The organism is Citrobacter sp. Cpa228 (genome assembly GCF_030333085.1).
In the GTDB taxonomy this organism is placed as follows: Bacteria; Pseudomonadota; Gammaproteobacteria; order Enterobacterales; family Enterobacteriaceae; genus Citrobacter; species Citrobacter pasteurii.
This window is the reverse complement of sequence record NZ_JAOWGQ010000044.1, coordinates 93,654-119,991: the sequence shown is the minus strand read 5'-3', so window position 1 is coordinate 119,991 and position 26,338 is coordinate 93,654. Positions and strand designations below refer to the sequence as shown.

Annotated in this window: 23 protein-coding genes; 9 read left to right on the top strand and 14 right to left on the bottom strand. The window is 52.6% G+C overall.

Features of this window, described 5'->3' with window-relative positions:
• Positions 1-9 precede the first annotated feature (9 nt).
• From adrA to OGX91_RS11790, 5 genes are all read right to left on the bottom strand, one after another.
• Positions 10-1,125 carry a diguanylate cyclase AdrA gene (adrA, locus tag OGX91_RS11810; protein ID WP_286626417.1) on the bottom strand — a complete coding sequence of 372 codons (1,116 nt, stop codon included), beginning with the start codon at positions 1,123-1,125 and terminating at the stop codon, positions 10-12.
• Positions 1,126-1,216: 91 nt separating this feature from the next.
• Positions 1,217-1,537: a phosphate starvation-inducible protein PsiF gene (gene psiF, locus OGX91_RS11805; protein ID WP_005120942.1), complete on the bottom strand. Its 321-nt coding sequence runs from the start codon at positions 1,535-1,537 to the stop codon at positions 1,217-1,219.
• Positions 1,538-1,683: 146 nt separating this feature from the next.
• Positions 1,684-3,099, bottom strand: a complete 1,416-nt coding sequence (phoA, locus tag OGX91_RS11800; RefSeq protein ID WP_040232762.1) for an alkaline phosphatase — start codon at positions 3,097-3,099, stop codon at positions 1,684-1,686.
• Between the two features lie 104 nt (positions 3,100-3,203).
• Entirely contained in the window at positions 3,204-3,446 is a 243-nt protein-coding gene (locus tag OGX91_RS11795; protein WP_005120945.1) for a sigma-S stabilization anti-adapter protein IraP, read from the bottom strand.
• Positions 3,447-3,694: 248 nt separating this feature from the next.
• Entirely contained in the window at positions 3,695-4,891 is a 1,197-nt protein-coding gene (locus OGX91_RS11790; protein ID WP_040232763.1) for a multidrug efflux MFS transporter, read from the bottom strand.
• Between the two features lie 301 nt (positions 4,892-5,192).
• Between OGX91_RS11790 and ddlA the strand changes: the two genes are divergently transcribed.
• Positions 5,193-6,287 carry a D-alanine--D-alanine ligase gene (gene ddlA / locus OGX91_RS11785; RefSeq protein ID WP_286626346.1) on the top strand — a complete coding sequence of 365 codons (1,095 nt, stop codon included), beginning with the start codon at positions 5,193-5,195 and terminating at the stop codon, positions 6,285-6,287.
• 22 nt (positions 6,288-6,309) lie between these two features.
• On the opposite strand, the gene OGX91_RS11780 is transcribed toward ddlA, so the two are convergent.
• Positions 6,310-6,531, bottom strand: coding sequence for a DUF2754 domain-containing protein (locus tag OGX91_RS11780; RefSeq protein WP_005120949.1), 222 nt, complete (start codon positions 6,529-6,531; stop codon positions 6,310-6,312).
• Positions 6,532-6,795: 264 nt separating this feature from the next.
• Here OGX91_RS11780 and OGX91_RS11775 point away from each other — a divergent pair, with 264 nt between their 5' ends.
• On the top strand, positions 6,796-7,119 hold the full coding sequence (locus OGX91_RS11775) for a YaiY family protein (protein WP_286626345.1): 324 nt from the start codon (positions 6,796-6,798) through the stop codon (positions 7,117-7,119).
• On the opposite strand, the gene OGX91_RS11770 is transcribed toward OGX91_RS11775, so the two are convergent.
• Both OGX91_RS11770 and sbmA read right to left on the bottom strand, forming a co-directional pair.
• The gene (locus OGX91_RS11770; protein WP_286626343.1) at positions 7,104-8,207 is read right to left on the bottom strand and encodes a DUF1615 domain-containing protein; all 1,104 of its coding nucleotides are present in this window, start codon (positions 8,205-8,207) and stop codon (positions 7,104-7,106) included. The genes OGX91_RS11775 and OGX91_RS11770 overlap by 16 nt on opposite strands.
• A gap of 15 nt (positions 8,208-8,222) precedes the next feature.
• A complete protein-coding gene (gene sbmA, locus OGX91_RS11765; RefSeq protein ID WP_005120954.1) occupies positions 8,223-9,443 on the bottom strand; it encodes a peptide antibiotic transporter SbmA in 1,221 nt (406 codons plus the stop codon).
• A gap of 381 nt (positions 9,444-9,824) precedes the next feature.
• On the opposite strand from sbmA, the gene ampH reads away from it, so the two are divergent.
• Positions 9,825-10,982 carry a D-alanyl-D-alanine-carboxypeptidase/endopeptidase AmpH gene (gene ampH, locus OGX91_RS11760; protein ID WP_149691333.1) on the top strand — a complete coding sequence of 386 codons (1,158 nt, stop codon included), beginning with the start codon at positions 9,825-9,827 and terminating at the stop codon, positions 10,980-10,982.
• A gap of 1 nt (position 10,983) precedes the next feature.
• Here ampH and iprA read toward each other — a convergent pair whose 3' ends face one another.
• The gene (gene iprA, locus OGX91_RS11755) at positions 10,984-11,607 is read right to left on the bottom strand and encodes a hydrogen peroxide resistance inhibitor IprA (RefSeq protein ID WP_155021610.1); all 624 of its coding nucleotides are present in this window, start codon (positions 11,605-11,607) and stop codon (positions 10,984-10,986) included.
• Between the two features lie 86 nt (positions 11,608-11,693).
• Positions 11,694-14,612 carry an autotransporter adhesin EhaB gene (gene ehaB, locus OGX91_RS11750; protein ID WP_005120958.1) on the bottom strand — a complete coding sequence of 973 codons (2,919 nt, stop codon included), beginning with the start codon at positions 14,610-14,612 and terminating at the stop codon, positions 11,694-11,696.
• A gap of 505 nt (positions 14,613-15,117) precedes the next feature.
• On the opposite strand from ehaB, the gene hemB reads away from it, so the two are divergent.
• Positions 15,118-16,092 carry a porphobilinogen synthase gene (gene hemB / locus OGX91_RS11745; RefSeq protein ID WP_005125012.1) on the top strand — a complete coding sequence of 325 codons (975 nt, stop codon included), beginning with the start codon at positions 15,118-15,120 and terminating at the stop codon, positions 16,090-16,092.
• Positions 16,093-16,204: 112 nt separating this feature from the next.
• On the top strand, positions 16,205-17,911 hold the full coding sequence (olsF, locus tag OGX91_RS11740; RefSeq protein WP_286626338.1) for a bifunctional ornithine lipid synthase OlsF: 1,707 nt from the start codon (positions 16,205-16,207) through the stop codon (positions 17,909-17,911).
• An 86-nt stretch (positions 17,912-17,997) separates the two neighbouring features.
• On the opposite strand, the gene tauD is transcribed toward olsF, so the two are convergent.
• Genes tauD through tauA form a run of 4 tightly spaced genes read right to left on the bottom strand, consistent with a single transcriptional unit; the run spans position 17,998 to position 21,414 of the window.
• Positions 17,998-18,849, bottom strand: coding sequence for a taurine dioxygenase (tauD, locus tag OGX91_RS11735; RefSeq protein WP_040232776.1), 852 nt, complete (start codon positions 18,847-18,849; stop codon positions 17,998-18,000).
• Positions 18,846-19,673 (bottom strand): taurine ABC transporter permease TauC, encoded by an 828-nt coding sequence (tauC, locus tag OGX91_RS11730; RefSeq protein WP_286626337.1) that lies wholly within the window; start codon positions 19,671-19,673, stop codon positions 18,846-18,848. The genes tauD and tauC overlap by 4 nt, the downstream gene beginning before the upstream one ends.
• Positions 19,670-20,437, bottom strand: coding sequence for a taurine ABC transporter ATP-binding subunit (tauB, locus tag OGX91_RS11725; protein WP_286626335.1), 768 nt, complete (start codon positions 20,435-20,437; stop codon positions 19,670-19,672). Before tauB ends, tauC begins: the two co-directional genes overlap by 4 nt.
• A 14-nt stretch (positions 20,438-20,451) precedes the next feature.
• Positions 20,452-21,414, bottom strand: a complete 963-nt coding sequence (gene tauA / locus OGX91_RS11720) for a taurine ABC transporter substrate-binding protein (protein ID WP_286626334.1) — start codon at positions 21,412-21,414, stop codon at positions 20,452-20,454.
• A gap of 335 nt (positions 21,415-21,749) precedes the next feature.
• Between tauA and OGX91_RS11715 the strand changes: the two genes are divergently transcribed.
• From OGX91_RS11715 to OGX91_RS11700, 4 genes are all read left to right on the top strand, one after another.
• Positions 21,750-22,379: a response regulator transcription factor gene (locus tag OGX91_RS11715; RefSeq protein ID WP_005125019.1), complete on the top strand. Its 630-nt coding sequence runs from the start codon at positions 21,750-21,752 to the stop codon at positions 22,377-22,379.
• Positions 22,379-23,920, top strand: coding sequence for an MASE1 domain-containing sensor histidine kinase (locus OGX91_RS11710; RefSeq protein ID WP_149691326.1), 1,542 nt, complete (start codon positions 22,379-22,381; stop codon positions 23,918-23,920). Before OGX91_RS11715 ends, OGX91_RS11710 begins: the two co-directional genes overlap by 1 nt.
• A gap of 85 nt (positions 23,921-24,005) precedes the next feature.
• The gene (gene uhpC / locus OGX91_RS11705) at positions 24,006-25,298 is read left to right on the top strand and encodes an MFS transporter family glucose-6-phosphate receptor UhpC (RefSeq protein WP_286626332.1); all 1,293 of its coding nucleotides are present in this window, start codon (positions 24,006-24,008) and stop codon (positions 25,296-25,298) included.
• On the top strand, positions 25,295-26,326 hold the full coding sequence (locus OGX91_RS11700; RefSeq protein WP_149691324.1) for an ABC transporter substrate-binding protein: 1,032 nt from the start codon (positions 25,295-25,297) through the stop codon (positions 26,324-26,326). Before uhpC ends, OGX91_RS11700 begins: the two co-directional genes overlap by 4 nt.
• Positions 26,327-26,338 lie beyond the last annotated feature (12 nt).

Below are 26,338 nucleotides of genomic sequence, written 5' to 3'. Positions count from 1 at the left end.
GGTCGGACGTCAGGCCGCCGCTTCAGTACGGTTACGTCCGGCATTCTTTGCTTTGTAAAGCGCCATATCCGCTGACTTCAACCACTCCCGATAGTGCTCTGTTTCAGAAGTCAGCGGAGCAACACCGACGCTAATCCGCAGGGCAACTTGCGGAGCGCAGGACAAGCGTAACTGGCTAAGTCGTTCATGGACGCGCGACATCGCTGCGATTGCGCTGGCTGCAGGTGTACCGCACATAATTACCGCAAACTCATCGCCACCAAAACGCCCAATCACATCACTGCCGCGCAGCGTCATTTGCAACTGACGCGTCAGCGCAACAATCGCCTGATCCCCTACGTCATGACCCCAGGTATCATTGATGCTCTTAAAATGGTCGATATCGATAATAAGCAACGTGGCATCACGTTGCTGGCGACGGCAATTATCAAATTCATTGCGCAGCAATAGCTCCCAATGGCGCCGATTATAAACCCCGGTCATTCCATCCCGCGTACTCATGACCTGCAGGCGGCGTTTATGCTCCGCCAATTTGATCACCGTCTGGTAGCTAACCCAGGCAAACAGCAGCGGATAAATCACCAGTACCGGCAGCGACAACAGCACGCTCAGTTGCGTACTGCTAAACACGACCGGAATATCCGTTAACTGTTGCGTCACCAGACATGAAACCACCATCAACACAACGCCAGCGATGAATAATCGCACCCCACCTGCGCCCATCAGGTTGATGCAGATAATCATCAGCAGCGCCGTGGATGGCAGCAGGTTTGCCCCCATGATCCCCACCCACATGCCAGCGAGGATCGCATCGGCTTTAATATTCGTAAATTCACTGTATAGCGGATCTTCCGCTTTACTCGCCAACTGCCACGCAAGGTGCGGCCAGACAAACGCCCATCCCACCAGTAATAGCCACCAACCTCCGGTTATGGGTTGCGAGACTAATACCGACGCGATGGGGAAAAACATTCCCCCCAGCCCGACTGCGCGAGGCAGTCTTATCCGTCGGGCAAATCGCAGACCGGAACGTTGGTGGTCGTTTTGATGAAGCGATAAAAATGCTTCATTCGGTACGGCCTTCTTTTGATAAAAGTTTTCATCATTCATCGTATTTGGGAATATTCTGAAACAAATTTCCCAAATTATAGAAAGGGGTCTGGCGGCGGAAGTATGATATTTCGGGTGAGCGATTTTATCCGCTCACCCGTATGTATTACGCAGCTTTTTTCAGGCAAGCGCTCATAAATTTTTTACGATCGTCGCCTTTCAGCGACTGCTCTGTTGCCTGAACGTTACATTCGCGCATTTTCTGCTGCTGCGGCGTCAGACTCTTTTCATCAGGCGCAGACTGACTGTTTTTCAAGCAATCACTCATATATGTCTTCCGGGCATCCCCTTTTAAGGTCTGCGCCGTCGCCTGCTGGTTGCAGGTGGTCATACGTTGTTGTTGCGGGGTTAACGTCTTCTCGGCAGCGCCGACGGTAGTTAAGAAAACCAGGCCAAATAATAGGGTAACGAGTAATGTTATTTTCATAGCACCATCCTGTTGTGAGTATTCACTCTACACGTCACCTTTCAAGCGACCTCGATGTTGGCTGCTTGAAGGATGACGTGTAGTAAGTCTGGTTGCTGACGCAGAAATAGCCACCTCATTATTAAAATTAAGTGACCAAATACAGGTTACTTCAGCCCTAACGCCGCTTTCATGGTGTAAAACAGGTCGGTCTGATCGGTCAGGCCTACCACATTCGCCGCATGCGGGCCATAGGCGGCAATACGCAGCTGGCTGCCGGTATGCTCCTGTGATTCCTCTTCCGAGTTACCATAGCTGATAACCATCACCGCGCCATCTTTGGTATTCAGCGCCTGAGTCAGGCCAGGGGCTTTGGTGTCTGGCGCAACAATCTGGCTGGCATGCGCGTGGTCAGCTGTCACGACGACCAGCGTGTTGCCGTCTTTCTTCGCGAAGGCCAGCGCGCGCTGTACAGCTTCATCCAGATCGACCGTTTCACCAATCTGACCGCACGGGTTTGCGGCGTGATCCTGCTTATCGATAGACGCGCCTTCTACCTGCAGGAAAAAGCCTTTTTCATTCTTACTTAATAGCTCAATCGCTTTATCCGTCATCTGTGCAAGCGTTGGCACCGTGTCGTTACGTTTTGGATTGGGCGTACAGGTCACGACTGGCTTATCAAGGTTACCGTGGTAAGACGCTTTTGGCCCTTCCCAGCGTACCGGCATGTTGCCATCAGAGAACAAACCTAACAGCGGTTTATCCTGATTCGCTTCGGTAATGGCTGCCAGCGTCGCGGTATCACTGACCATCTGATAACCACGGGCCTGAGCCTGTTCACGCAGCGTTTTACCCTGCCACTCGCCCGCAGCAGCGGTCTCAGCAAAGGTTTTTGCCCCGCCGCCCAGCGTAACGTCAGCACGGGCATTCAATAATTGTTCGGTGATTGACCCTTTACCGCCTTTTTCCAGCGCATTCGTCGGGCATTTCTCAGTGGTGACGCTCGGACCGTAACATTTACGCGACGTCACATGCGCAACCAGCGCCGCGGGGGTGGCATCCTGCAATTCAGCAGTGGATACGTTGCCTGTCGCCAGACCGGCAGCTTTGGCCATTTCCAGAATAGTGGCGTGATCTTTTTCGTGAATATCAACGCCCAGCGCACCGTTATATGTTTTAACACCGGTCGTCCATGCCGTCGCAGAGGCTGCGGAATCGGTCACATAGTCAGGTTTACCCGTTTTTTTATCCAACGCGTAGTGCGTGTATTGTCCGGTCAGGGGTAACGCATCAATACCTTTAAAAAAACCACCCGCGCCTTCTGCATAATTTCGCGCAGCGGTAATTTCCGAGTCCCCCATACCATCACCGATCAATAAAATAATATTCTTGGCCGGTTTATCGTTCAAAGAATCTCGTAGTGCTGCCGTTTGATCAGTCGTTAATCGACGCGCGCCACCCGGTGTGGTGATATCTCCCTGTGCGGCACGATTATCCATAGCCGCTACGGTAGATGTTTCTGCATGAATAACCGGGGTAAACAGCAAGGGTAACAGGGCAATAGCGAGTGCGCTTTGTTTCACTTTATTTTCTCCATGTACAAATACGGTAAAATTAAAACAAAGCGACTATAAGTATTTGATGTGACACTTTTATGATAATTCGTCGATAAGTATCTGCAGATATCTCAACACGTTTTAGATACGTTCTCGCCAGCACTGTGCATGGTCGTCAGAAATGCGGGCATTTGACTTACCCCTGCCAGCGCATCTTCTATTTGACGAATCAGTGTTTGCTGCTCATTTGTTGCCATGTTGCGCAGCATTTCCATGATGACCCGCTCTAACGTTGCGACTTGCGCGGCCAGGTCTTGCGACTCTTCTTCTTTTTGGGCGAGCTTAAGTAACAACTCAGTGATGAGATTTTTCATTTTCGTATTCCCTTAACTAAATAAAGGCCACGTTATCACTAAGACTCACAACTTCCTAGAGGATGAAAGTTGTATTTATTGCAGAAATAAAACATTTTGCGAAAACAATCACAACACAAAATAAGGGGGAATGACGCTTTCTGCAGAATAATTCAATATAAAAGGGTAAGGAGATTAATAGTCACCCAGATATATAATCTTCAATTATGGATTAACAACGCTGGCAACCCGCGTTGTTAATCCGCCATTCAGCGAGCGAGACGCCGGCGTCGCAACGCGATAGCCAGTTGCCAGATATTAATAAGCACAATGCTCGCGGTAGCGATAAAGACCCAGCGGAAACCCGCCATGGCCGATACGGTTGCCCCCATCAAGGGTCCAGCGACGTTTCCAAGATACATAAACGACTGGTTATACCCAAAGATGCGCCCGGTAATTTGCTCGCTGGAGTATTTCACTAATAGCGTTTGCACCGCAGGCAGCATTGCACCATCGGCAAAGCCGAGCAGAAAACGTAGTATCCCTAACTGCAGCGGAGTGGTAACCCATGACATAGCGAAAAACAGCACCACGGCGAATATGAGCGTTGCCATCAGGATCCGTTCAGTACCAATTCTGTCGCCCAACTTTCCAAGACGTGGCGCTGAAATCAAAGCGGATATGCCGGGAACCGAGGCAATCAGGCCGCTGAGAAAGGCAATATTTGCGCTATCTGGCACCATCGATTTGATAAACAGCGCCAGAATGGGGCCAATTGAGCCGTTACACAGTTGAATCACCATGGTGGTAAAAAACAGACTAATGACCAGCGCGGGATACGGTAACGAAGCAAAAACAGCTTTCCCGCTTAAACGCTCGCTTTTTTTAATCGTCGGTCGGACACCCTCTTTAATTAAGAACAGTGTGACCATAAAACTCACTACCAACAGTGCGGCGGTAATACAAAATACCGCACGTAAGCCAACATGGTCGGCAATAAAACCGCCCATCAGCGGCCCGCCAATCACCCCACTAATTTGCGCCGTTGAGAGCGTGCTCAACGCCCAACCACTGCGTTCTCGCGGGACTTGCGACGCCACCAACGCCATCGCATTGGGAATGTATCCCGACGTTAACCCCATCACCCCGCGCAGCAGAAAAAGCTGCCAGACGTTAGTGGCAAATGCCTGCAGCAAAATGGCAATTGCCATCCCCAGCGAGGCCCGTAACAGCATCAGCTTACGCCCTTTACGGTCAGCTAAACTGCCCCACATCGGTGAAACAATGGCAGAAATAAGAAACGTGACGCTAAACGTTAACCCGGACCACATTGAGAGCGCTTCGTGCGAGGTGACTCCCAGTTGGGAGATATAGAGCGGCAGAAAAGGCAGGATTTGGCTGATTGCAAGTCCGGTGAAAAAGCAACCGAACCACACGGAAATAAGGTTAACTCTCCAGGATTCCATAAGGACTCATAACGGTAAATAGCTGAAAACTGCGAGCAGCTTAACAAATTACGCCTTCAAACGAGGGTTCAGAGGTGCGATGTTTCACAGTTTGGTATTTTATCTCCCCGCTCATCATATTTGTGATATCCATCACATTAACCCCCTATTAGATACAGGGAATTATGCTGCTAACATGCCCTATGGGTTTGTGCGTATTCATTCCCGGGGAATCCACCAAAACAATCTGCCAGAAGCCGAGGAATCCTGCGTTTTGTCGTGGTAATGTATGTGCTTTGCATTCAAGGAATGGGTTTTTAAGATGGCAAAGTTGCGAGTAGGAATCGTATTTGGTGGTAAATCAGCGGAACATGAAGTGTCATTGCAATCGGCAAAAAATATTGTCGATGCCATCGACAAGACTCGCTTTGACGTTGTGCTGTTAGGTATTGATAAACAAGGGCAGTGGCACGTGAGCGATGCCAGCAACTATCTGCTCAACTCTGACGATCCGGCACGCATTGCGTTGCGCCCTTCCGCCACCAGCCTGGCGCAGGTACCGGGTAAACAAGAACAGCAGCTGATCGATGCACAAAACGGTCAGCCGCTGCCAACGGTCGATGTTATTTTCCCTATCGTGCACGGCACGCTGGGTGAAGATGGTTCACTGCAAGGCATGCTGCGCGTGGCAAATTTACCGTTCGTCGGTTCTGATGTACTGGGCTCTGCGGCCTGCATGGATAAAGATATCACCAAACGTCTGCTGCGCGATGCCGGATTAAACATCGCGCCATTTATTACGCTCACCCGCGCCAATCGCAATGCCATCAGCTTTGCTGAGGTCGAATCGCGTCTGGGTCTGCCGCTGTTTGTGAAGCCAGCCAACCAGGGATCATCCGTTGGCGTCAGCAAAGTCACCAGCGAAGCGCAATACAACCAGGCTGTTGCACTGGCGTTTGAGTTCGATCATAAAGTGGTGGTGGAACAAGGGATCAAAGGCCGCGAGATCGAATGTGCGGTACTGGGTAACGATCACCCGCAAGCCAGCACCTGTGGCGAGATCGTCCTGAACAGCGATTTCTACGCGTACGATACCAAATATATTGACGATAACGGTGCCAAAGTCGTGGTTCCGGCGGCGATCGCCTCAGAAATTAACGACAGGATCCGTGAAATCGCTATTCAGGCTTACCAGACCCTGGGTTGCGCCGGGATGGCGCGAGTGGATGTGTTCCTGACCGCAGAGAATGACGTGGTGATCAACGAGATCAACACGCTACCGGGCTTTACCAACATCAGTATGTATCCCAAACTGTGGCAGGCCAGCGGCTTAGGCTATACCGATCTGATCACACGTCTGATCGAGCTGGCGCTGGAGCGCCACGCTGCCGATAGCGCGCTGAAAACCAGCATGTAAAAGCAGACAGGATGCCCGATAACTATTGGGCATCCTTGACATCTTCATCCTCATCGGCACGGCGGCGAATAATAAGTCCCGCGAGCCAAAAGCTAATCACCCACGTAACCAGCCCCACCGCATAGGTTTGCCATCCTTTCGCTTCAAAACCCAATAATCCCACCACGCCATTCAGAATAAAGATCAGCCCAATGGCAAACGCGTAATAGTGCCAGTCGCGACGAATTTTTACAGGCAGGTTCATAACAGCTCCGGTGGAAGTACATCGTTGAACAGCATCCTCGCACATTTCACTGCGGGCGTCTGTGTCCTGTGCGGAAATTCTGAAATGTGAATCAATTTAACTTAAAGTTACACATTTGTGATGCTCAACAAAAAATCAAAATCCAGGAATAATCTCTACCTGAAATTACCATCATTCTGATATTGACAATCCCGATCACCTGTCAGACTCACTGTCAGTTACTGGTATGGCATCGACAACGCAGGATATTTCCTGGAGGTCCCTATGGCTGATTTTACGCTCTCAAAATCCCTGTTTAAGGGCAAGCATCGAGATACCTCCTCTCTGCCCGGCAACATTGCGTATGCCGTTTTTGTGCTGTTTTGCTTCTGGGCCGGGGCTCAGGTTTTAAATCTGTTAGCCCATGCGCCCGGTATCTATGAAGAACTGATGCAGCTACAGATGCACGAGACCGGGCGCCCACGCGTTGAAATTGGCTTAGGCGTCGGCACCCTGTTTGGACTGATTCCCTTCCTCACTGGCTGCCTTATCCTTGGCGTCATCGCGGCGGTGGTGCGCTGGCGCCATCGTCATCACAACGATGACTGACCCATACACTTCGCCCGACGATCGTCCACGCGTTTGGCAAACCATGCCGTGGTCAAATTACGCGTAATCTTCGGGCTTTCCAGTTGAATACCTGGCAGCATTTCCCGTGGTAACGCTTTTCCTGCCTTCACTTCCGCCAGCTTATACATCTTCTCGTACAGCGCAGTCTCCTCGAAGGCCAGGCTGTCGCCTTTTTGCAACTGACGATGGATATCGCTCTCACTCATCCCCAGCTTCCCGGCAAGCTTGCGTACCGCCAGCTCCGTTTTACCCGGTTCTTTGCTGTTATAGAGAATCAAATCCCCATCCAGCGCCAGCTTCACACCACTGGCTTTGCTGACGGCATTCTGAAACGCCGCATTACGGCTGGCGTACCATCCCGCATTAAAATCCGCGAAACGGAAGATGGGCGCGCTATAGTTCGCCGGGTAATTCAGCAAGTGATACGTGCCGAACCACAGTCCGCCGCGCAGGGTAAAGACTTCCTGGCGCACGGTTCCTTCCATTTGCCACGGATACCCGCTGGTGTGTTGCTCAGCAAAGGCGATGCTGACCTGCATCGGCCCACCGGTATGCACCGGATTAAGCGAACCAAATAACGTCTGCCCCATCGGTACCATGTTGATAAAATCATCAAAGATCGCGCTAAGCTGTTTTTCGGTTTTCACCGTATCCAGACGCTCGCTGTAGCTTTTCCCATTTGGCGAGTTAATCTTCAGCGCGGTATGCACCAAAAACACTGGGATATGCATACGCTCGGCGCGACGGTCAATCTCTTTCCAGGCTATTTTGCTTAAATTCGGGACAACCGGATCGGCCTGATAGTTGGACTCCTGCTGCGCGACCGCCAGCACCGAACAGATATTTTCAACCGTCGGCACCAGCTTCTGGCTGGCAAACGTTTTCGCCAAATCCTGCGCCCACGCGTCCCGGTCTTTCACGCTGGCGGGCATTTTTTGCCGCACCACGCTCGCCACATCGACGGCTTTCTCCCCTTTTTTTAGCGGCTGCGCGGGTTGACTACTACATCCCACCAGCACCAGTGCAGCAAGGCCATACAAGGGGTAAAGACGGGAAACCGTCGACATAACATCTCCTTATTATTAACTCAGCGTATGGGTAACTTCCTGAATATCCTGACCATCAAGCTCTCGTTCAAAGCTGCGCAGACGCTTATAAATAGACATCAGTTCCACTAACGTTGTCCAGGAGTTAATCAGATACTGGAACGAGCCGCGCACCTGGCCAAACACGTTGGTGATTTGCGTCATCAGGCCGAGCGTAATCGTACCGGCAACAATCGATGGAAACAGCAGGAACAAGCCGAAAACGTTATCAACCTGTAGGTAAAGAATACGGGCGATATTGAAGTACATATAGTGAAAATAGAGGCGAAAGTAGTTTTGACGTACCGCGTGGAACAGCTCGCGAACCGTGGGCGGCGTCGCGCGATTACCATCATCTTCACCGTACACCAGCTCTTTACGGTACGCCGCTTCCACCCGCTGATTTTTGAACTCCAGCCCAGGCAGTTTGATCCCCACCACGGCCAGCAGCCCGGTCCCCATCAACGACCAGACAATCGCGGCAATCACCAGACCGTAAGGAATATGTCCAACAATCGGCAGATCCGGGACATGCGCAGAAAGCGTAACCAGTACCGGCAGGAAGGCAATCAGCGTCATAATCGCGTTAATAAAACTTACGCCCATGTCTTCCAGCGTGGAAGCGAAACGCATGGTGTCTTCCTGCACACGTTGCGCCGCACCTTCGATATGACGCAGATGCTGCCAGTGCGCCATATAATGTTCGTTCATCGCGGTACGCCAACGGAAGACGTAATGGCTGACAAAGAAGTTGTTCATCACGCCAATGACGACGGCTATCAGCGCAATCCCGAGAAAGATCCCCACTTCCTGATAGAACTGCTCAATCTTCACCTTATGCGGCGTGCTGAGTGCGGTTTGAATCAGGTCGTAGAACGGGGCATACCAGGCGTTGACAGCGACGCCGACTTCAACCAGAAACCAGGTAACGAAGATAATCAGCGAGGTACCGAGTATCGACCAGTACTGCCAGCGGTGCGGACTGTAGATAAACCAGAACAGCGCAAACACGCCAACGCACAGAATGTAGTATGCATAAAAAATCAGATAATCCAGTGACCAGAATCGCGCCGCGCTAATCGGTACATCCCCCGATGCGCCGGTAATCTGTGCAACCCAGGCTCCCCCACCTGCCTGCCAAAATACAACAGCGACCAGTGCCCAAATAAATGCCGAAATAAAGAACGGCCCCGGCTTTGGGAAAAAAGACTTAAACATAGTGCTCTCCTGCTAACTTCTTATCGTTATGACGACTGCTGTGCATTTGCCACGGTGGTTTACCGCGGCAAGACGGCTTACGCCCAATAAACACAAGCTGAAACCGACAATTGTGACCAGAACCGACGCACTTAGTTCGCTATCTGGTTTTGTAGAATTGTTTCTGCGGTTTTCACACCGACAGCGTTCCGGCATGTTCAGATTATTACAGCGTGAGATCACAAAAGCGAACATCCACTCTCCGGGAAAAGCCCACGTTTACTCATCGTTACGTTTTTCCCACTATCATTGGCTGATAAGCGCTTTGCAATATGCCAACGAGTAGTATAAATACGCATACGCATGTCATCTTTTATTTCCTCTAACTCATGGACACCACCGTTGAAACGTAGTCTGCTTTTTTCTGCCGCGCTGTGTGCGGCGTCATTGACATCAGTCCAGGCGGCACAGCCTATAACCGATCCCGTCTTTGCCTCTGACATCGTCGACCGGTATGCCGATCATATTTTCTACGGCAGCGGAGCTACGGGGATGGCGCTTGTGGTGATTGATGGTAATCAGCGCGTGTTTCGTAGCTTTGGCGAAACGCGTCCCGGTAACAACGTCCATCCACAGCTTGATTCCGTGATTCGAATTGCCTCAATCACTAAATTAATGACCAGCGAAATGCTGGTGAAATTACTCGATCAGGGCACAGTTAAACTCAACGATCCATTGAGTAAATATGCACCACCAGGCGCACGCGTGCCGACTTATCAGGGCACGCCTATCACGCTGGTGAATCTGGCGACGCACACCAGCGCGCTGCCACGCGAGCAGCCTGGCGGCGCGGCAAAACGCCCGGTCTTTGTCTGGCCGACTCGCGAACAGCGCTGGAGCTATCTCTCTACCGCCACGCTAAAAGCCGCACCGGGCTCGCAGGCTTCCTATTCGAACCTGGCGTTTGACCTGCTGGCCGATGCGCTGGGAACTGCCTCTGGTAAGCCTTATCCACAGCTGTTTGAAGAAAAAATTACCCGTCCGTTGGGGATGAAAGACACCACCTTTACCCCATCCCCCGATCAATGCCGACGTCTGATGGTCGCGGAAAAAGGCGCCAGCCCGTGTAACAATACGCTGGCGGCGATGGGCAGCGGCGGCGTCTATTCAACGCCAGGCGATATGATGCGCTGGATGCAGCAGTATCTCTCTTCTGATTTTTACCATCGTAGCCAGCAGGCCGACCGGATGCAGACGCTGATTTATCAGCGTACGCAGTTAACCAAAGTGATAGGGATGGATGTGCCGGGCAAGGCCGATGCGCTTGGTTTGGGCTGGGTCTATATGGCGCCGAAGAATGGGCGTCCAGGAATTATTCAAAAAACCGGTGGCGGCGGTGGCTTCATTACTTATATGGCGATGATCCCACAGCAAAACGTCGGGGCCTTTGTCGTGGTGACCCGCTCCCCGCTGACCCGCTTTACCAATATGAGCGACGGGATCAACAATCTGGTGAGCGAACTGAGCGGCAACAAACCGCAGGTTATTCCCGCCTCCTGATTCAATACTCAAAAGGCAAACGGTTAATGTTCACCAGTTTGCCTTTATTCATTTCAATGTAACCACCTTTACGCAAAGCCGCGAGAACCTCAGCAACAACTGAGCGTGAAATTCGCGTGCGTTGGTGAATATAGTTCATGACGCCGATACGCGAACGCAGAACGTCGTCCCATTCCGTCATGGATATCAGCGTCGCACGGATCTGATCGTAGGAGTTATTGCCAATCAACTGCAAGTCGCGCATTTCAAGCATGCAGTTTTGCCATGCTAACCAGCAAAAAGCTTCGCGCCAAAGCTGGCATTGTTCAATGATATTAATCGTTTGTGAGGCAGGAAGATGATATCCCGTACAATTACTTTCGGTTATTAATCTGTATGGTACATCTGTTTTCATTACGCCATCCGAAAGGCCCATAATAAAAGGTGCCTGTACAATCCCGACCAGCACGCTTTCCCCTCTACGCAGGGAAACAACACCGCTTAAAATAATAAAGGTATCGTCGCCATTTATATCACTGGAATATATAATTTGTTTTTTGTTATCATATTTAAAATGTTTACCATATTTTGACAAACATTTATCAAGCTTACAAAATTCCAAAAGAGGTTTATTTGTAGATAGCATGTGCGCACTCCTTGCAATAAATGCCCGTCAAATCCGTGACGGGCATTTTTCTGGATTAAATTATCTTTTTCTCAATGAGAAATTTATTACCAGGTATATTTAACACCAGCATTCGCAGACCAGTCTTGATCTACATCGCCACCACCGAGGTAGTTAGCATCGGTGTAGGCACTGAAGTTTTTGGTAAAGCTGAACTGAGTCCCCAGTCCAACACGTACCGCAGAACCTTCTACGCCGTTGTCGATGGAGTCACCGTTTACGTTAGAATCATTGTTAGAGTCATCGTAAACGTAGGCCAGTTTGAAGTACGGGGTCAGCGCCTGATCTTCGCTGTAGGCGAAGGTATAACCTGCATCTACACCGAGTTCATAACGCATGCTGTCATAAGACTGACCGTCAACTTTCATGTCGTTGCTCAGTTTATAGTCATCACCAGACTGGAACAGACCGGATACGCTACCATAAGGCGCCACGTAACCAGCATCACCCAGTTTCAGGTCGTAACCCAGTTTCAGACCAAAGCCCCAGGCATCAGCAGAAGTGCTGCCATCAACATATTGACCGTTGCTCATGTTGGCAGAAAGATCGTTGTTGAAGTGGGAGTAGCTTAAGTTACCGTCAACAAAGATGTTGTTGTCAAAGCGAGCAGAAGAGTAGATATAGGCAGTCTGGCTGTCCTGATCCACCTGGCCGGTACGGTCGCTCATATCACCTTTCGCGAAGCCTGCTGCTGCACCGACAATCCACTTGGCGTTGTTACCATCAATTTTGGAATCAACACCGACCATGATGCCATTAACATCCTGATCGTAGTTGATGGTGCCGTTATCCGCATCGAAGCTACCACCGAAGTAGCTAACCCATGCGCCACCGTTATCAACCAGACCATGACGCGCGTTAGTCAGACGAGTACCGACGGTGTCTTGTTCCAGGTTCCAGATATTAGTGTTGGCAGACGGGATGCTCAGAGCCATATTTGCGTAGTCGGTCAGCTCCATCTGCTGCAGAACAACGGTGTTACCCTGCTGCTGCGCCTGATAGGTGTAAGCGCCGAGGTCAGCTTTGTTCGCTGCTGAGAAGGTTGCGGTGCTGTTGGTGTCGTTAACGTAGATCAGCTCGTTACCTTTGTAATCAGCAACAGAACCAGCGCCGGTCGCGTTATCGATACGCACTTTATAGTTACCGGTTGCTGCCGCTACGTGGTCACCATAGTTATCAACTTCAGACTGATCGTAGGAGGTGTCAGAATCGCCGTTACCATTGATAGTCAAGTGACCATCAGAGTTCATTGCGATCACGCCGTAACCGTAGTTAGCCTGAGTTTTGTCGTTAGTACGATCGTTGGTCAAGTCAGCATTCAACACATAGTTGGTGCTGTTGATGTCGAAAACACCCGCATTAACATGGTTGTAAGCGTCGGTATAGCTGGTCAGGTTCAGCGTATCAACCTGCAGTGCATCACCTGTGCTGTTACCCACATCCAGAACACCGTTGTTGGTAACGTTGATGGTGTTGGCATACAGTGCAGCACTACCCACGCTCCAGCCAGCAGATACGTCGTCAGCAATCGTTACAGAACTGTTGTCGATAGACAGCGTATCGGTCGCAACATGACCATCTTCGTTGATGTTCAGGGCAGAAGCACCGGTCAGAGAGATGGTGTCAGAAATCAGGGTAGAATCACCTACGTTGACAACCGAACCGCTGTTGATGCCCAGAGTGTCGATCAGAGACGTTTTGGTGGTATCCCACTGTGAAGCGCCATTCAGCGTAACGTTGAACAGACCGCTCTGGTAGACGGCGTTGCCCACCACATGGCCATTTTCGTCATAAGAAGTTGTGTCGCTATCGATACCATAGGTTGAAACTGGCCACAGGCTGTTAGCCGCGATGTCGATCAACGTAGAGGTGTATTCAGTGCCCGCATCGTAGCGGTCATAAACACCGTCGCCATCAACGTCCACCTGATGGACGGACATCGCCGCGCCCACCCACTTACTGCCGTTGTTGAGGGTAAGATCCAGACGGTCAGTACCATCCCAACCGTTGGTATCCAGGTCGGCATCGGTATCGCGGTAAGTATCAGCGCCGTTCGGGAAGAAGTTCTCATCGAAGTTGCTGGAGAACACCACGTCGCCCATCAGCGTGGAGTTGCTCAACGTGGCAGTCGTCTGCATCGCGTTGTCAGCACCCAGATGTGCAATAACCGCTAATGCAATATCGTCAGCGGTATAAGAGCCGCTGTAGTCGCTTGCATTGCTGGTATTGCCAAACCAGCCGGAGGTTCCTTCATCAGACCATGAACCAGAGGTTACAGTAGAATCGCTGACAGAAAGGGTGTTGTTAAACACTTCGCCGCTGTTTACGCCGGTGCTGACGGTGTTATCGTCAATGTCTTCCCACTCATAACCCTGAGTCAGCGTAATACCCGCAACGTGAGAGTTGTTGGAGATAGACAGATCAACTTCTTGATCCAGCGTGATAGCCGTACCCAGATTATAAACGTCGACAACGTGCGTATCAGCCGCATCGTTATAGGTACCGTTGTAGGTATAATGTTCGTAGTTGTCATCAATCGTTGAGTTGATGACGCTCATCGACAGGCGATCGTAGTCGTAGTCGGTACTCCTATAGTTAGTACAATCCGTGGCCAAACACTCGGATATCACCATACCGTGAATAGTACTATTTTTAATCGTCAGGCTGTTGTTATTAGATAGTTCATCATCCAGATAATATTTAGAAATAGACATAACACCGTTGACAGTGGCGTTATTGATTACCGGATAAATATCACCGTTATAAATACTATCGGTGTCATCATTGTACCAGCCTACATAACCACCGTAATACCAATTATCAGTATGACTATCATCATTATAGTGGGAGAACGTGTTGTACGTGGTTCCAGAAATATCGGTTGAAGCATTCGCCTGAGAAGTGATTGCCAAAGTGCAGGCTAATGCTAATTGTGAGACTACAAGTTTCTTTTTCCAGATGTGCATTTGTCATCCCTCCTCAGGGACGTAATATAGTTGATCCATCAATTATCAATGCAAAGAAAACATTTTATGTTTCGCAGGGTCGATTATGCAGTTTCACAACTAAAAGGTTCAATTATTCTTTGCGCACCGTCCGAAACCGGACAAAATCATGAATTACCCCAGCCTTAACGAGAAAACAAAAATACAAACACTTTCAGTAATATATAGAACATATGATATCTAACACATATAATTATCAAATGATCCACCCAATACTTAAACAAATAAAAAATAAATAGGCGAGAGTTACGTTACGTGCCAAATAAACACATCAACATTTAAAATAATAAAAACAAAAATAAACAAAATAATGAATATAAATAAATTGTCATGCATGTGAATAAATTGCTCTAATGATTCAGCCTTTCGCCACGGGAAATCCAAATATAAAGCCAACTTTCGTAAACCACCCGCCCTCAGGTTCGGGTATACTACGGCCTTCGATTTCACAAACATCAGGCATACCATGACAGACCTAATCCAACGCCCTCGCCGCCTGCGCAAATCACCTGCGCTGCGCGCTATGTTTGAAGAGACAACACTGAGCTTAAATGACCTGGTGTTGCCGATCTTTGTTGAAGAAGAACTCGACGATTACAAAGCTATCGAGGCCATGCCAGGCGTGATGCGCATTCCGGAGAAGCATCTGGCACGCGAAATTGAACGCATTGCTAATGCAGGCATCCGCTCAGTCATGACCTTCGGTATTTCCCACCACACCGATGACACCGGCAGCGATGCATGGAGAGAAGACGGTCTGGTGGCGCGCATGTCGCGTATCTGTAAGCAGACCGTACCTGAAATGATCGTCATGTCCGACACCTGCTTCTGTGAATACACTTCGCACGGTCACTGCGGCGTATTATGCGAGCACGGCGTTGATAACGATTTAACCCTGGCCAATCTTGGCAAGCAGGCGGTGGTTGCCGCCGCTGCGGGTGCTGACTTCATCGCGCCTTCCGCCGCGATGGACGGCCAGGTGCAGGCGATTCGCCAGGCGCTGGACGCTGCGGGCTTCACCGATACGGCGATCATGTCCTACTCCACGAAATTTGCCTCTTCTTTCTACGGCCCGTTCCGTGAAGCTGCAGGCACTGCGCTGAAAGGCGATCGTAAAACCTATCAGATGAACCCAATGAACCGTCGGGAAGCGATCCGCGAATCGCTGCTGGATGAAGCCCAGGGCGCAGACTGCCTGATGGTCAAACCGGCTGGCGCATACCTCGATATTCTGCGCGATATCCGCGAGCGCACCGAGCTGCCGATTGGCGCTTATCAGGTCAGCGGTGAATACGCGATGATCAAATTCGCGGCGATGGCGGGTGCTATAGATGAAGAAAAAGTGGTGCTGGAAAGCTTAGGCTCGATCAAACGCGCTGGTGCAGATCTGATTTTCAGCTACTTCGCACTCGATCTGGCTGAGAAAAAAATCCTACGTTAATTCCTTTCAACGCCCTGCACTGCGGGGCGTTTTATCATAAAACGTCACCAAACCGCCATCTAACCGACACATCGCCCTTCTACTGTCACAAAAGGACAGAGGAGGAGCCGCTATGTTTAGTCTCGACAATGTCATCGACGACCTGTGGCCAGAGGCGAGGCCCGCCCCGTGGCAAAAAAAAGTACTGAGAAAACTGTTACATGAAGAGGAATTCCAACAGTTTGCCGCTCGTCACCGCCATCTGAAAGGGTTAGATACCGTCGAACAGGTGCTGGAGCATCTCAACATTCACTGTCAAATTCCAGTCCGTAGCCTGGAACAAATTCCCGAACAAGGGCCGCTGGTTATCATCGCTAACCACCCTACCGGCACACTCGACGGTCTGGCCTTGCTGTACGCCGTCTCTCGCGTTCGCCGCGATGTTAAAGTCGTCACCAACCGTATGCTCACCCATCTCGAACCGCTCAGTTCGCTGTTTATTCCGGTGGATAATATCAATGGCCGCACCGCTAAAGCGGCGCTACAGCTGATGGAGCGACAGTTGCAAAACGGCGGTGTGCTGATCTTCTTCCCGGCCGGTGAAGTTTCACGCATAACCCGGCGCGGCATTCACGATAAAAAATGGCACTCCGGCTTTATTAAGCTCGCCGCCAAATACCGCGCACCGCTCTTACCTGCGTGGATTGAGGCACGCAACAGTACGCTGTTTTATGCCAGCACCCTGGTGTCGCAAAACCTGCCGATGCTGTTGTTAATGCAGCAGATGTTCCGCCGCCGGAACAGCAACCTGCCGGTGACCATTGGCGAGCAAATTGCGTGGACGACATGGTGTAACCCACAAACTACGCCGCGAGAAATGACAGACAAGTGCTACCGACACGTTCAGCTACTGGGAAAAGGACGGCCGGGCGTCTTTAAAACCGAAAGCGCGATCGCTCGCCCGGAACCCCGGGCCCTGCTCAAGCGCGAGCTACACCAGGCCGAGTGCCTGGGGCGTACAGCAGACGGTAAGGTTATCTATCTATGGCAGCGTAATGGCCAGGAAGAGGTTCCGTTGCTACGTGAGCTGGGCCGCCTGCGGGAAATCGCCTTCCGCGCGGTAGGTGAAGGTAGCGGCAAACGCCGCGACATCGACAGTTACGACGATGACTACCTGCATCTGATCCTGTGGGATGAAGACGATTTGGAGATCGTCGGTGCCTACCGCTTTATGCCAACCGCCCTACAGATGGAAAAGCGCGGGCTGGACGGCATTTACAGCTATAGCCTGTTTCATTACGACGAACGGATGGACGATATCCTCCAGCACGGCATTGAGTTGGGGCGCAGCTTTATTCAGCCACGCTACTGGGGACGCCGCGGACTGGACTATCTGTGGTCCGGTATCGGCGCGTATCTGGCGCGCCATCCACACTATCGCTACCTGTTTGGCCCGGTCTCTATTTCTGGTGGGCTACCGCCTTCGGCTCGCGATTTGCTGGTTGCCTTTTATCGCCTGTGGTTTCCGGCAACGCATCCGCTGGCGGAGTCACGCCGACCGTACCCGGCCTCATTACCCGACGCACTGGCGCAGTTTGGCGGGGAAAATTACAGTGAAGACCTGACGCGGCTGAAGTCGCTGCTCGGCAACCTTGGTTGTGGGATTCCACCACTCTACAAGCAATATTCCGAAGTGTGTGAGCCAGGTGGCGTACAGTTTATCGACTTTGGCAGCGACCCGGACTTTAACAACTGCGTGGATGGCCTGGTACTGGTAGATTTAACGTATCTGAAGGCAAATCGCTACCAGCGGTATATCGGACCGCATTTAGGTTTGTAGGCCGGATAAGGCGTTTACGCTGCCATCCGGCACGATGCCGGATGGCGCTACGCTTATCCGGCCTACAATCGGCACCTGTCAGGAACTCACGACGCACGATAGAACGGCTTATCCCCTAAAATCGTGGCCCGATGCATAATGCGCCGCTGCGGCAGATAATCCGCATTGGCGTAATGCTGCGTCACGCGGTTATCCCAAATCGCCACATCGTCAGGCTGCCAGCGCCAGCGCACCTGAAACTCTGGTTTAGTGACATGCGCAAACAGGAACCCGAGTAGCGCTTCGCTCTCTTTCTCCGTGACATCCACAATCCGCGTGGTAAATCCCTCGTTCACGAACAGCGCCTGCTTCCCGCTTACCGGATGCGTACGCACCACTGGGTGTAACAGAGGCGGATGCTTCGCCACCGCTTCCAGCCAGCGCTGGTGCTCTTCTTCCGTCTTACGGTACTTGAACTCCTGGAACGATTTGCGGAAATCATGCTCTGCCCGCAGGCCGCTCAGCAACTGACGAAACGGCTCAGAGAGCGCCTCATAAGCGGCAATTCCACTGGTCCACAGCGTATCGCCACCAGTCGAAGGCAGCGTTTTTGCTGCCAGAATTGCCCCGGCTGGCGGCGTGTCGATAAAGGTCACATCGGTGTGCCAGTTATCGTTATCCGGCGGATTATCGTTGTGAGTATCCAGCACGATAATCTCCTCCACGTCCTCGGCGTGCGGGTAGACCGGATGAATATGAAGATCGCCAAAACGTAGCGCCAGCGCTCTCTGCTGCTGCGGCGTAATCACCTGCTCACGCAGGAACACCACCTGATGGCGCAGCACCGCATGATAAAGCTGCTCAAACTGGTTATCGCTTAGCGGACGCGTCAGGTCCGCACCGGAAATTTGTGCGCCAATATACGGCCCCAGCGGGGTAATGCTCAGACGTTCACTCATTGTACTTCTCCATGCCAGGGCGTCAGACGACGCTGAAGCGCGCGCAGACCCAGTTCTAAAATAAAGGCGATAACGGCAATCACCGCGATCCCCGCCAGCACCACATCCGTTGCCAGAAATTCACCGGCGGACTGGACCATAAAACCCAAACCTCGCGTGGCGGCAATCAACTCTGCCGCCACCAGCGTCGACCAGCCCACCCCAAGTCCGATACGTAATCCGGTGAGGATCTCAGGTAATGCCCCCGGCAAAATAACAAACCACAGCACCTGCGCACGGCTGGCTCCCAGCGATTGCGCGGCGCGCACTCTCACCTGCTGCGCACTTTTCACTCCCGCCAGCGCCGACATCGCTACAGGGGCAAAAATCGCCAGATAGATAAGCAAGATCTTGGAGGTTTCACCGATGCCAAACCAAATGACCATCAGCGGTAGATAGGCCAGGGGCGGAACCGGACGATACAGCTCAATGATCGGATCGAGAATGCCGCGCATCGTCGGACTCAGCCCCATCGCGATCCCAACCGGGACGCCCAGCAGCACCGCCGCCAGCAGGGCGATAACAATACGCGTCAGGCTGGCCGCCAGATGCTGCCATAGCGTGGCATCCATAAATCCTTGTGGCCCAGCGATGGTGATCAACTTTTGCAGTACCTGACCGGGCGCTGGCAAAAACAGCGGGCTGATTAATTGCAGCGCTGCCACCGTCCACCACACCGCCAGAATGACGACCAGCGTACCAAGGCTTAACGTTATCTGACGTGAAAACGGCCAGCGCCAGTTCAGCGTGCGCTGTCGCGGTTTATCATTAATCACTACGCTCATGAAAACGCCTCCCGTTGCGCAAAGACGCGACTTAGCACGTATTCGCGCATGGCAATAAACTGCGGATCGGACTTAATGCTGCGGCTCGCTTCCCCGGCCACAAAGCGCCGGGCGAAATTCAGCGGCAGACGCTCCATCACCCGACCAGGGCCGGATGAGAGCAGCACCAGCTCGGTGGCCATAAATACCGCTTCTTCAATATCGTGCGTAATCAACAGCACCTGTTTGCCAGTCTCATGCCACAGCTTCAGCAGCAGGGTTTGCATCTGCTCACGAGTAAAGGCGTCGAGCGCGCCAAAAGGTTCATCCAGCAACAACAACTGTGGATTGGCCGCCAGCGCCCGCGCAATGCCGACGCGCTGCCGCTGTCCACCGGAAAGCTGCCAGATAAAGCGTTTGCCCGCGTCCTCCAGCCCGACTTTCTGCAACATCTCCTGGGCGATACGCTGACGCTGCACTTTCTCTACCCCTGCCAGTTGCAGACCAAAGGCCACATTATCCTGCACGTTACGCCAGGGCAGCAGACCTTCGTTCTGGAATACCACCCCGCGTTCCGCGCCCGGACCGTCAACCCTTTTACCCGCCAGCGTGATGCTGCCATGCTGATACGGCACAAACCCGGCAATCAGATTTAGCAGCGTGGTTTTGCCGCAGCCGGAAGGCCCGAGTACCACCAGCAGTTCGCCGCTATCAAGCGACAGGTTGATATCCTCCAGCGCCGGTTTTCCACCGTAGCTGGCTGCGAGGTGAGAGATTTGCAGCATCAGCGCCTCCTTATTTATTGCACGAAGCGATCGGTAACATACTGGCTGTAATCCGTCGCGACAGCGGGGACTTTGCCCTGCTCTTTGAGGAACTGCGCGGTGTCGATAATGGCTTTGTTCACCGATCCGGTCAGTTCGGCAGTCTGCTGTTGCGGCGTCAGGTAAGTGTTACCTTTCACCAGTCCCGGCACATCCGCTTCCGGCACGCCGCTTAAACGCGACAATTTGCTGATATTCTCCGGCTGCTTCAGCCACTCATCGGGATTAGCGATATAAGGTTGCTGCGCATCGATAGCGCTTTTGGCAAAGGCTTTCACCACATCAGGATGCTTCTCGGCAAAATCTTTGCGTACCACCCACACGTCCAGCGTCGGTGCGCCCCACTCGCCAACCTGCGATGAGTCGGTTAACACCTTGCCGTCTTTTTCCAGTGCATTGACCGCAGGAGCCCAGACGTACGCGCCGTCAATATCCCCGCGCTGCCATGCGGCAATGATCGCCGGCGGTTGCAGGTTCACAATCTCCACCTGACCGGGTTTGATACCCCAGTGTTTTAACGCCGCCAGCAGGCTGTAATGGGTGGTGGAAATAAACGGCACCGCAATGCGTTTACCCACTAAATCTTGCGGCTTACTGATATTTTTCTTCACGACCAGCGCTTCAGAGCTACCCAGTTTTGACGCCAGCAGGAAAACCTCAATCGGCACCTGCTGACTGGCAGCGACCGCCAGCGGGCTGGAGCCGAGATTGCCAATCTGCACGTCGCCGGAGGCCAGCGCACGCACGATGCTCGCGCCGCTGTCGAATTTGCGCCAGTCAACGGTGGCCCCGCTCTCTTTAGCAAAGGTGTTATCCGCCTGCGCCACTTTGGCCGGTTCAGCGGAGGTCTGATAGGCGACGGTGACGTTCACCGCCTGCGCCTGAAATGCGATGAATGCCAGTGCACCGAGAAGTGCGTTACGCGATGAAATAGCCATGATTGTCTGCTCCCCTGTCTTGTTATGGAGGCAGTATTTCGTTGCGGCACAATTTGATAAAGGAATTAAAAATTCTGGCTAAGAACAAAGCGTTTTTAGAAAAAAAGCGGCAATAGTTAGCGATTTCGCTCATTACAGATGACATTCGTAGGCCTGATAAGCGCAGCGCCATCAGGCACTGTTGCCGGATGGCGGCGCAAGCGCCTTATCCGGCCTACCACACCCGGAAAATTATTACAATTTTGTTACATCCGTAACATAACTGCGTCTGGATGATTGCCAGCGTGGCGCTGGCAGGCATCATAGATATTCTTGTCAGGCAAGAGAGCAATATCATGATTCATGTTGTGCTGGTGGACGACCATGTGGTGGTGCGTTCCGGTTTTGCGCAATTACTCGGTCTCGAAGAGGATCTCGCCGTTATCGGCCAGTACAGCAGCGCGGCAGAGGCCTGGCCGGCATTACTGCGCGAGGACGTCAATGTTGCGGTCATGGATATCGCCATGCCGGATGAAAATGGTCTGAGTCTGCTAAAACGGCTGCGGGCGCAAAAACCCGGCTTTCGCGCCATTATTCTCAGTATTTATGACGCGCCGACGTTTGTACAAAGCGCGCTGGATGCCGGGGCCAGTGGCTACCTGACCAAACGCTGTGGACCGGAAGAGTTGGTGCAGGCAGTACGATCGGTCGGTATGGGCGGGCATTACCTGTGTGCCGATGCGCTGCGGGCGTTACGCGGCGGCGAACAGCCCGCGCAGGTACTGGAAGTACTGACCCCACGCGAGCGCGAAGTGTTTGAGCTGTTGGTCAAAGGCGACAGCGTGAAAGAGATCGCCTTCAAGCTCGACCTCAGTCATAAAACGGTGCACGTTCATCGCGCGAACGTATTGGGCAAACTGCAATGCCACAGCACCATCGATCTGGTGCATTTTGCCCTCGACCACCAGTTACTGACGGGGCATTAATGTCGCGTAACCTTCGTCATTGGGTTATTTCTCTGTTTATTCTGCTGGCCTGGGGATCGGGCTGGCTAATGCTGTGGACGTTAGGTTTTTACCTGACCCATAACGGTCAGCAGGCGGCGCTATTTCTGCCGCACGGCGTCTATCTCGCGCTATTGATCCTGCTGTCTCGCCGCTACTGGCCCGCGCTGGTATTGCCGCCGGTGCTGATGTTGTTCTGGCTGCACAACGAACAGTTACTCAACGGTTATCTTCTGCTGGCCGCACCGCTGATAAGCCTGATACCGGCCAGTATCGGTCAGTCATACTGGCACCGCTTCCCGCTTTACTGGCAGCGCTTAACGCTGCTGCTGGCCGCGGTGACGATCACTTCATTGCTCAATACCGCCCTGCTTTCACCGTTTATCCAAAGCCCGGCGATGTTGATTGGGCTGGCATCGTTTACCGGCGGTGTGCTGCTCACCCCGTTTGTCTATCTGATCTATGAATTTTTGCGCCAGCAACACCGCTATCATTTGCTCGGGCTGGATACCACCAATCCCCCGCTGCGCACCTCACTTATCATCTGGTGCAGCCTGTTTTTTATTATTGGCATCGGCACCCAGATGGTGCTGTCGCCGGAGATCGAGCGCCTGCTGCTGATCGTGGTGTTCCTACCGAACGTGGTGATGGCGTGGAAATTTGGCTGGCAGGGCGGCGTGTTGTCCGGATTGCTCGGCAGTATGATGATCACCATCGCCCGGCAAATCGGCGTCGGGTTCAGCAACTTAGTGGAGCTGGAGATTTTCCTCGCCACCCAGGCGCTGCTCGGCATCGGGCTGGGGATCGCCATCAGCCGCCAGCAGCATCTGGCGCAAAATCTGCATCATTATCGCCAGCGTCTGGAAACTGAACTGGCGGCGCGTCGCGCACTGACCGAACAGCTGATCCGCACCGAAGAAAACACGCGCAAAAGCCTGGCGCGGGAACTGCACGACGAAATTGGTCAGAACATCACCGCCATTCAAATTCAATCACAACTGGTTAAACGTTCGCAGGGTCCTGAGCAAACGCTCGACGCGGCGAACCAGATCAACGATCTTGCCCGGCGTATCCACCACTCGACCCGTCAGTTACTGCGCCAGCTACGCCCGCCCGCGCTTGACGAGTTGTCTTTTAAAGATGCGCTGCACCATCTGGTCAATGAATTTGCCTTTGCCGAACGGGGTATTCACTGCCAGTTTGATTACCGACTGGCAAATACGCCAGAAAATGAAACGGTGCGCTTTACGCTGTACCGTCTGTTGCAGGAATTGCTCAATAACATCTGTAAACATGCCAATGCCAGCGAGGTGTCGATTGCGCTGCGCCAACGGGATCACTGCCTGTTGCTGGAAGTCACGGACAACGGTGTCGGCATTCTTCCTGAAAAAATTCCCGGTTTTGGTATCCAGGGGATGCGTGAGCGGGTCAGCGCGCTCGGCGGCGAGCTGACGCTCGAATCTAACCACGGCACGCGGGTAATTGTTAACCTGCCCACAAATTTGCAACAAATCAGCCGCTAACCAGGAAAAAGTCTTAGCCACTCTGGACTTTCTCTCATCCCCTTTCGATTTCACTTTCCTATAGTCAGCACAAACGGAGACGGCTATGCGTACCGACATCAACCAACAATACCGGACGCTGCGTCCACAGCTGCTGATGTACATGGTCATCGGGTACGCGGCGTTTTACCTGACGCGCAAAAGCGTTAACTACGTGCTCCCGGCACTGCAAATGGATCTGGGACTGGATAAAAGTGATATAGGTCTGTTGGGATCGCTGTTTTACCTGACCTATGGTTTATCGAAATTCACCGCCGGGCTATGGCACGACAGCCACGGACAGCGCGCGTTTATGGGCATTGGCCTGTTCGCCACCGGCATTTTAAATGTGCTGTTCGCGTTTGGTGAATCGCTGACGCTACTGCTGGCGGTCTGGACGCTCAACGGATTTTTTCAGGGCTGGGGCTGGCCGCCCTGCGCCCGCCTGCTGACCCACTGGTATTCGCGTAACGAACGCGGATTCTGGTGGGGCTGCTGGAATATGTCGATCAACATCGGTGGGGCAATTATCCCGCTGATTAGCGCCTTTGCCGCCCACTGGTGGGGCTGGCAGGCGGCGATGCTGGCACCAGGGATTATCAGCATGGCGTTAGGTATCTGGCTCACCCTGCAACTGAAAGGCACGCCCCGGGAAGAGGGATTACCTACGGTCGGGGAATGGCGGCATGACCCGCTGGAGCTGCGCCAGGAGCAGCAAAGCCCGCCGATGGGGCTGTGGCAAATGTTACGTACCACCATGCTGAAAAACCCGATGATCTGGCTGCTCGGCGTGTCGTATGTATTGGTCTATTTGATCCGCATCGCCCTCAACGACTGGGGCAACATCTGGCTGACGGAAAGCCACGGCGTGAATCTGCTCAGCGCCAATGCCACGGTGATGCTGTTTGAAGTTGGCGGTTTGCTGGGGGCGCTGTTTGCCGGCTGGGGATCGGATCTGCTGTTCAGCGGTCAGCGTGCGCCGATGATTTTGCTGTTCACGCTGGGGTTGATGGTCTCCGTCGCCGCGCTGTGGCTGGCGCCGGTGCACCACTACGCGCTACTGGCGATGTGTTTCTTTACGGTGGGCTTTTTTGTGTTTGGCCCACAGATGCTGATTGGCCTCGCGGCAGTGGAGTGCGGGCACAAAGCGGCAGCAGGTTCAATTACCGGTTTTCTCGGGCTGTTCGCCTATCTGGGGGCCGCGCTGGCGGGTTGGCCGCTGTCGCTGGTCATAGAACATTACGGCTGGTCGGGAATGTTCAGTTTGCTCTCGGTTGCCGCTGTCTTTATGGGTTTATTGCTGATGCCGTTGCTCATTGCGGGCATTACCCCTTCTCTCAGTCAAAGGATAAAACAATGAAACTGACGCTTACCTCTACCCTGATTGCCTCTACTCTGGCGCTGGCGGCCTTCAGCAGTACGGCACAAGCACAAGGTCGTCTGGTGGTCTATTGCAGCGCCACGAACGAGATGTGTGAAACCGAAACCAAAGCCTTCGGCGACAAATATGATGTGAAAACCTCATTCATTCGCAACGGCTCGGGCAGTACGCTGGCGAAAGTAGATGCCGAGAAGAAAAACCCACAGGCGGATGTGTGGTACGGCGGTACGCTGGACCCGCAATCTCAGGCGGGCGAAATGGGTCTGCTGCAACCGTATAAATCACCGAATCTCGAGCAGATCATGGAGAAATTCCGCGATCCGGCAAAAGTAAAAGGCAACCTATCCTCCGCGGTTTATGTCGGTATCCTGGGCTTTGGCGTCAATACTCAGCGTCTGAAAGAGAAAAACCTGTCGGTGCCAAAATGCTGGAAGGATCTGACCAAACCGGAATACAAAGGTGAAATCCAGATTGCTGACCCGCAAAGCTCCGGTACCGCCTATACCGCGCTGGCGACTTTTGCTCAACTGTGGGGTGAAGATCAGGCCTTTGATTACCTGAAACAGCTCAATGCCAACGTCTCTCAATACACTAAATCAGGCATTGCCCCAGCGCGTAACGCCGCCCGTGGCGAAACGGCGATTGGCATTGGCTTCCTGCACGACTACTCGCTGGAAAAAGAACAGGGCGCCCCGCTGGAGCTAATTTCACCGTGCGAAGGTACTGGCTATGAGATCGGCGGCGTTAGCATTCTGAAAGGTGCGCGCAACCTCGATAACGCCAAACTGTTCGTTGACTGGGTGCTGTCAAAAGATGCTCAGGAGCTGGCGTGGAAGAAAGGTAAGTCCTATCAGATCCTGACCAACACCACCGCCGAGACGTCGCCTAACTCGCTGAAACTCGACGATCTGAAGCTTATCAATTACGACATGGATAAGTACGGCTCGACCGACGTGCGTAAAGCGTTGATCAATAAGTGGGTCAGCGAAGTGAAGATGGGTAAATAAGCCTACATCGGC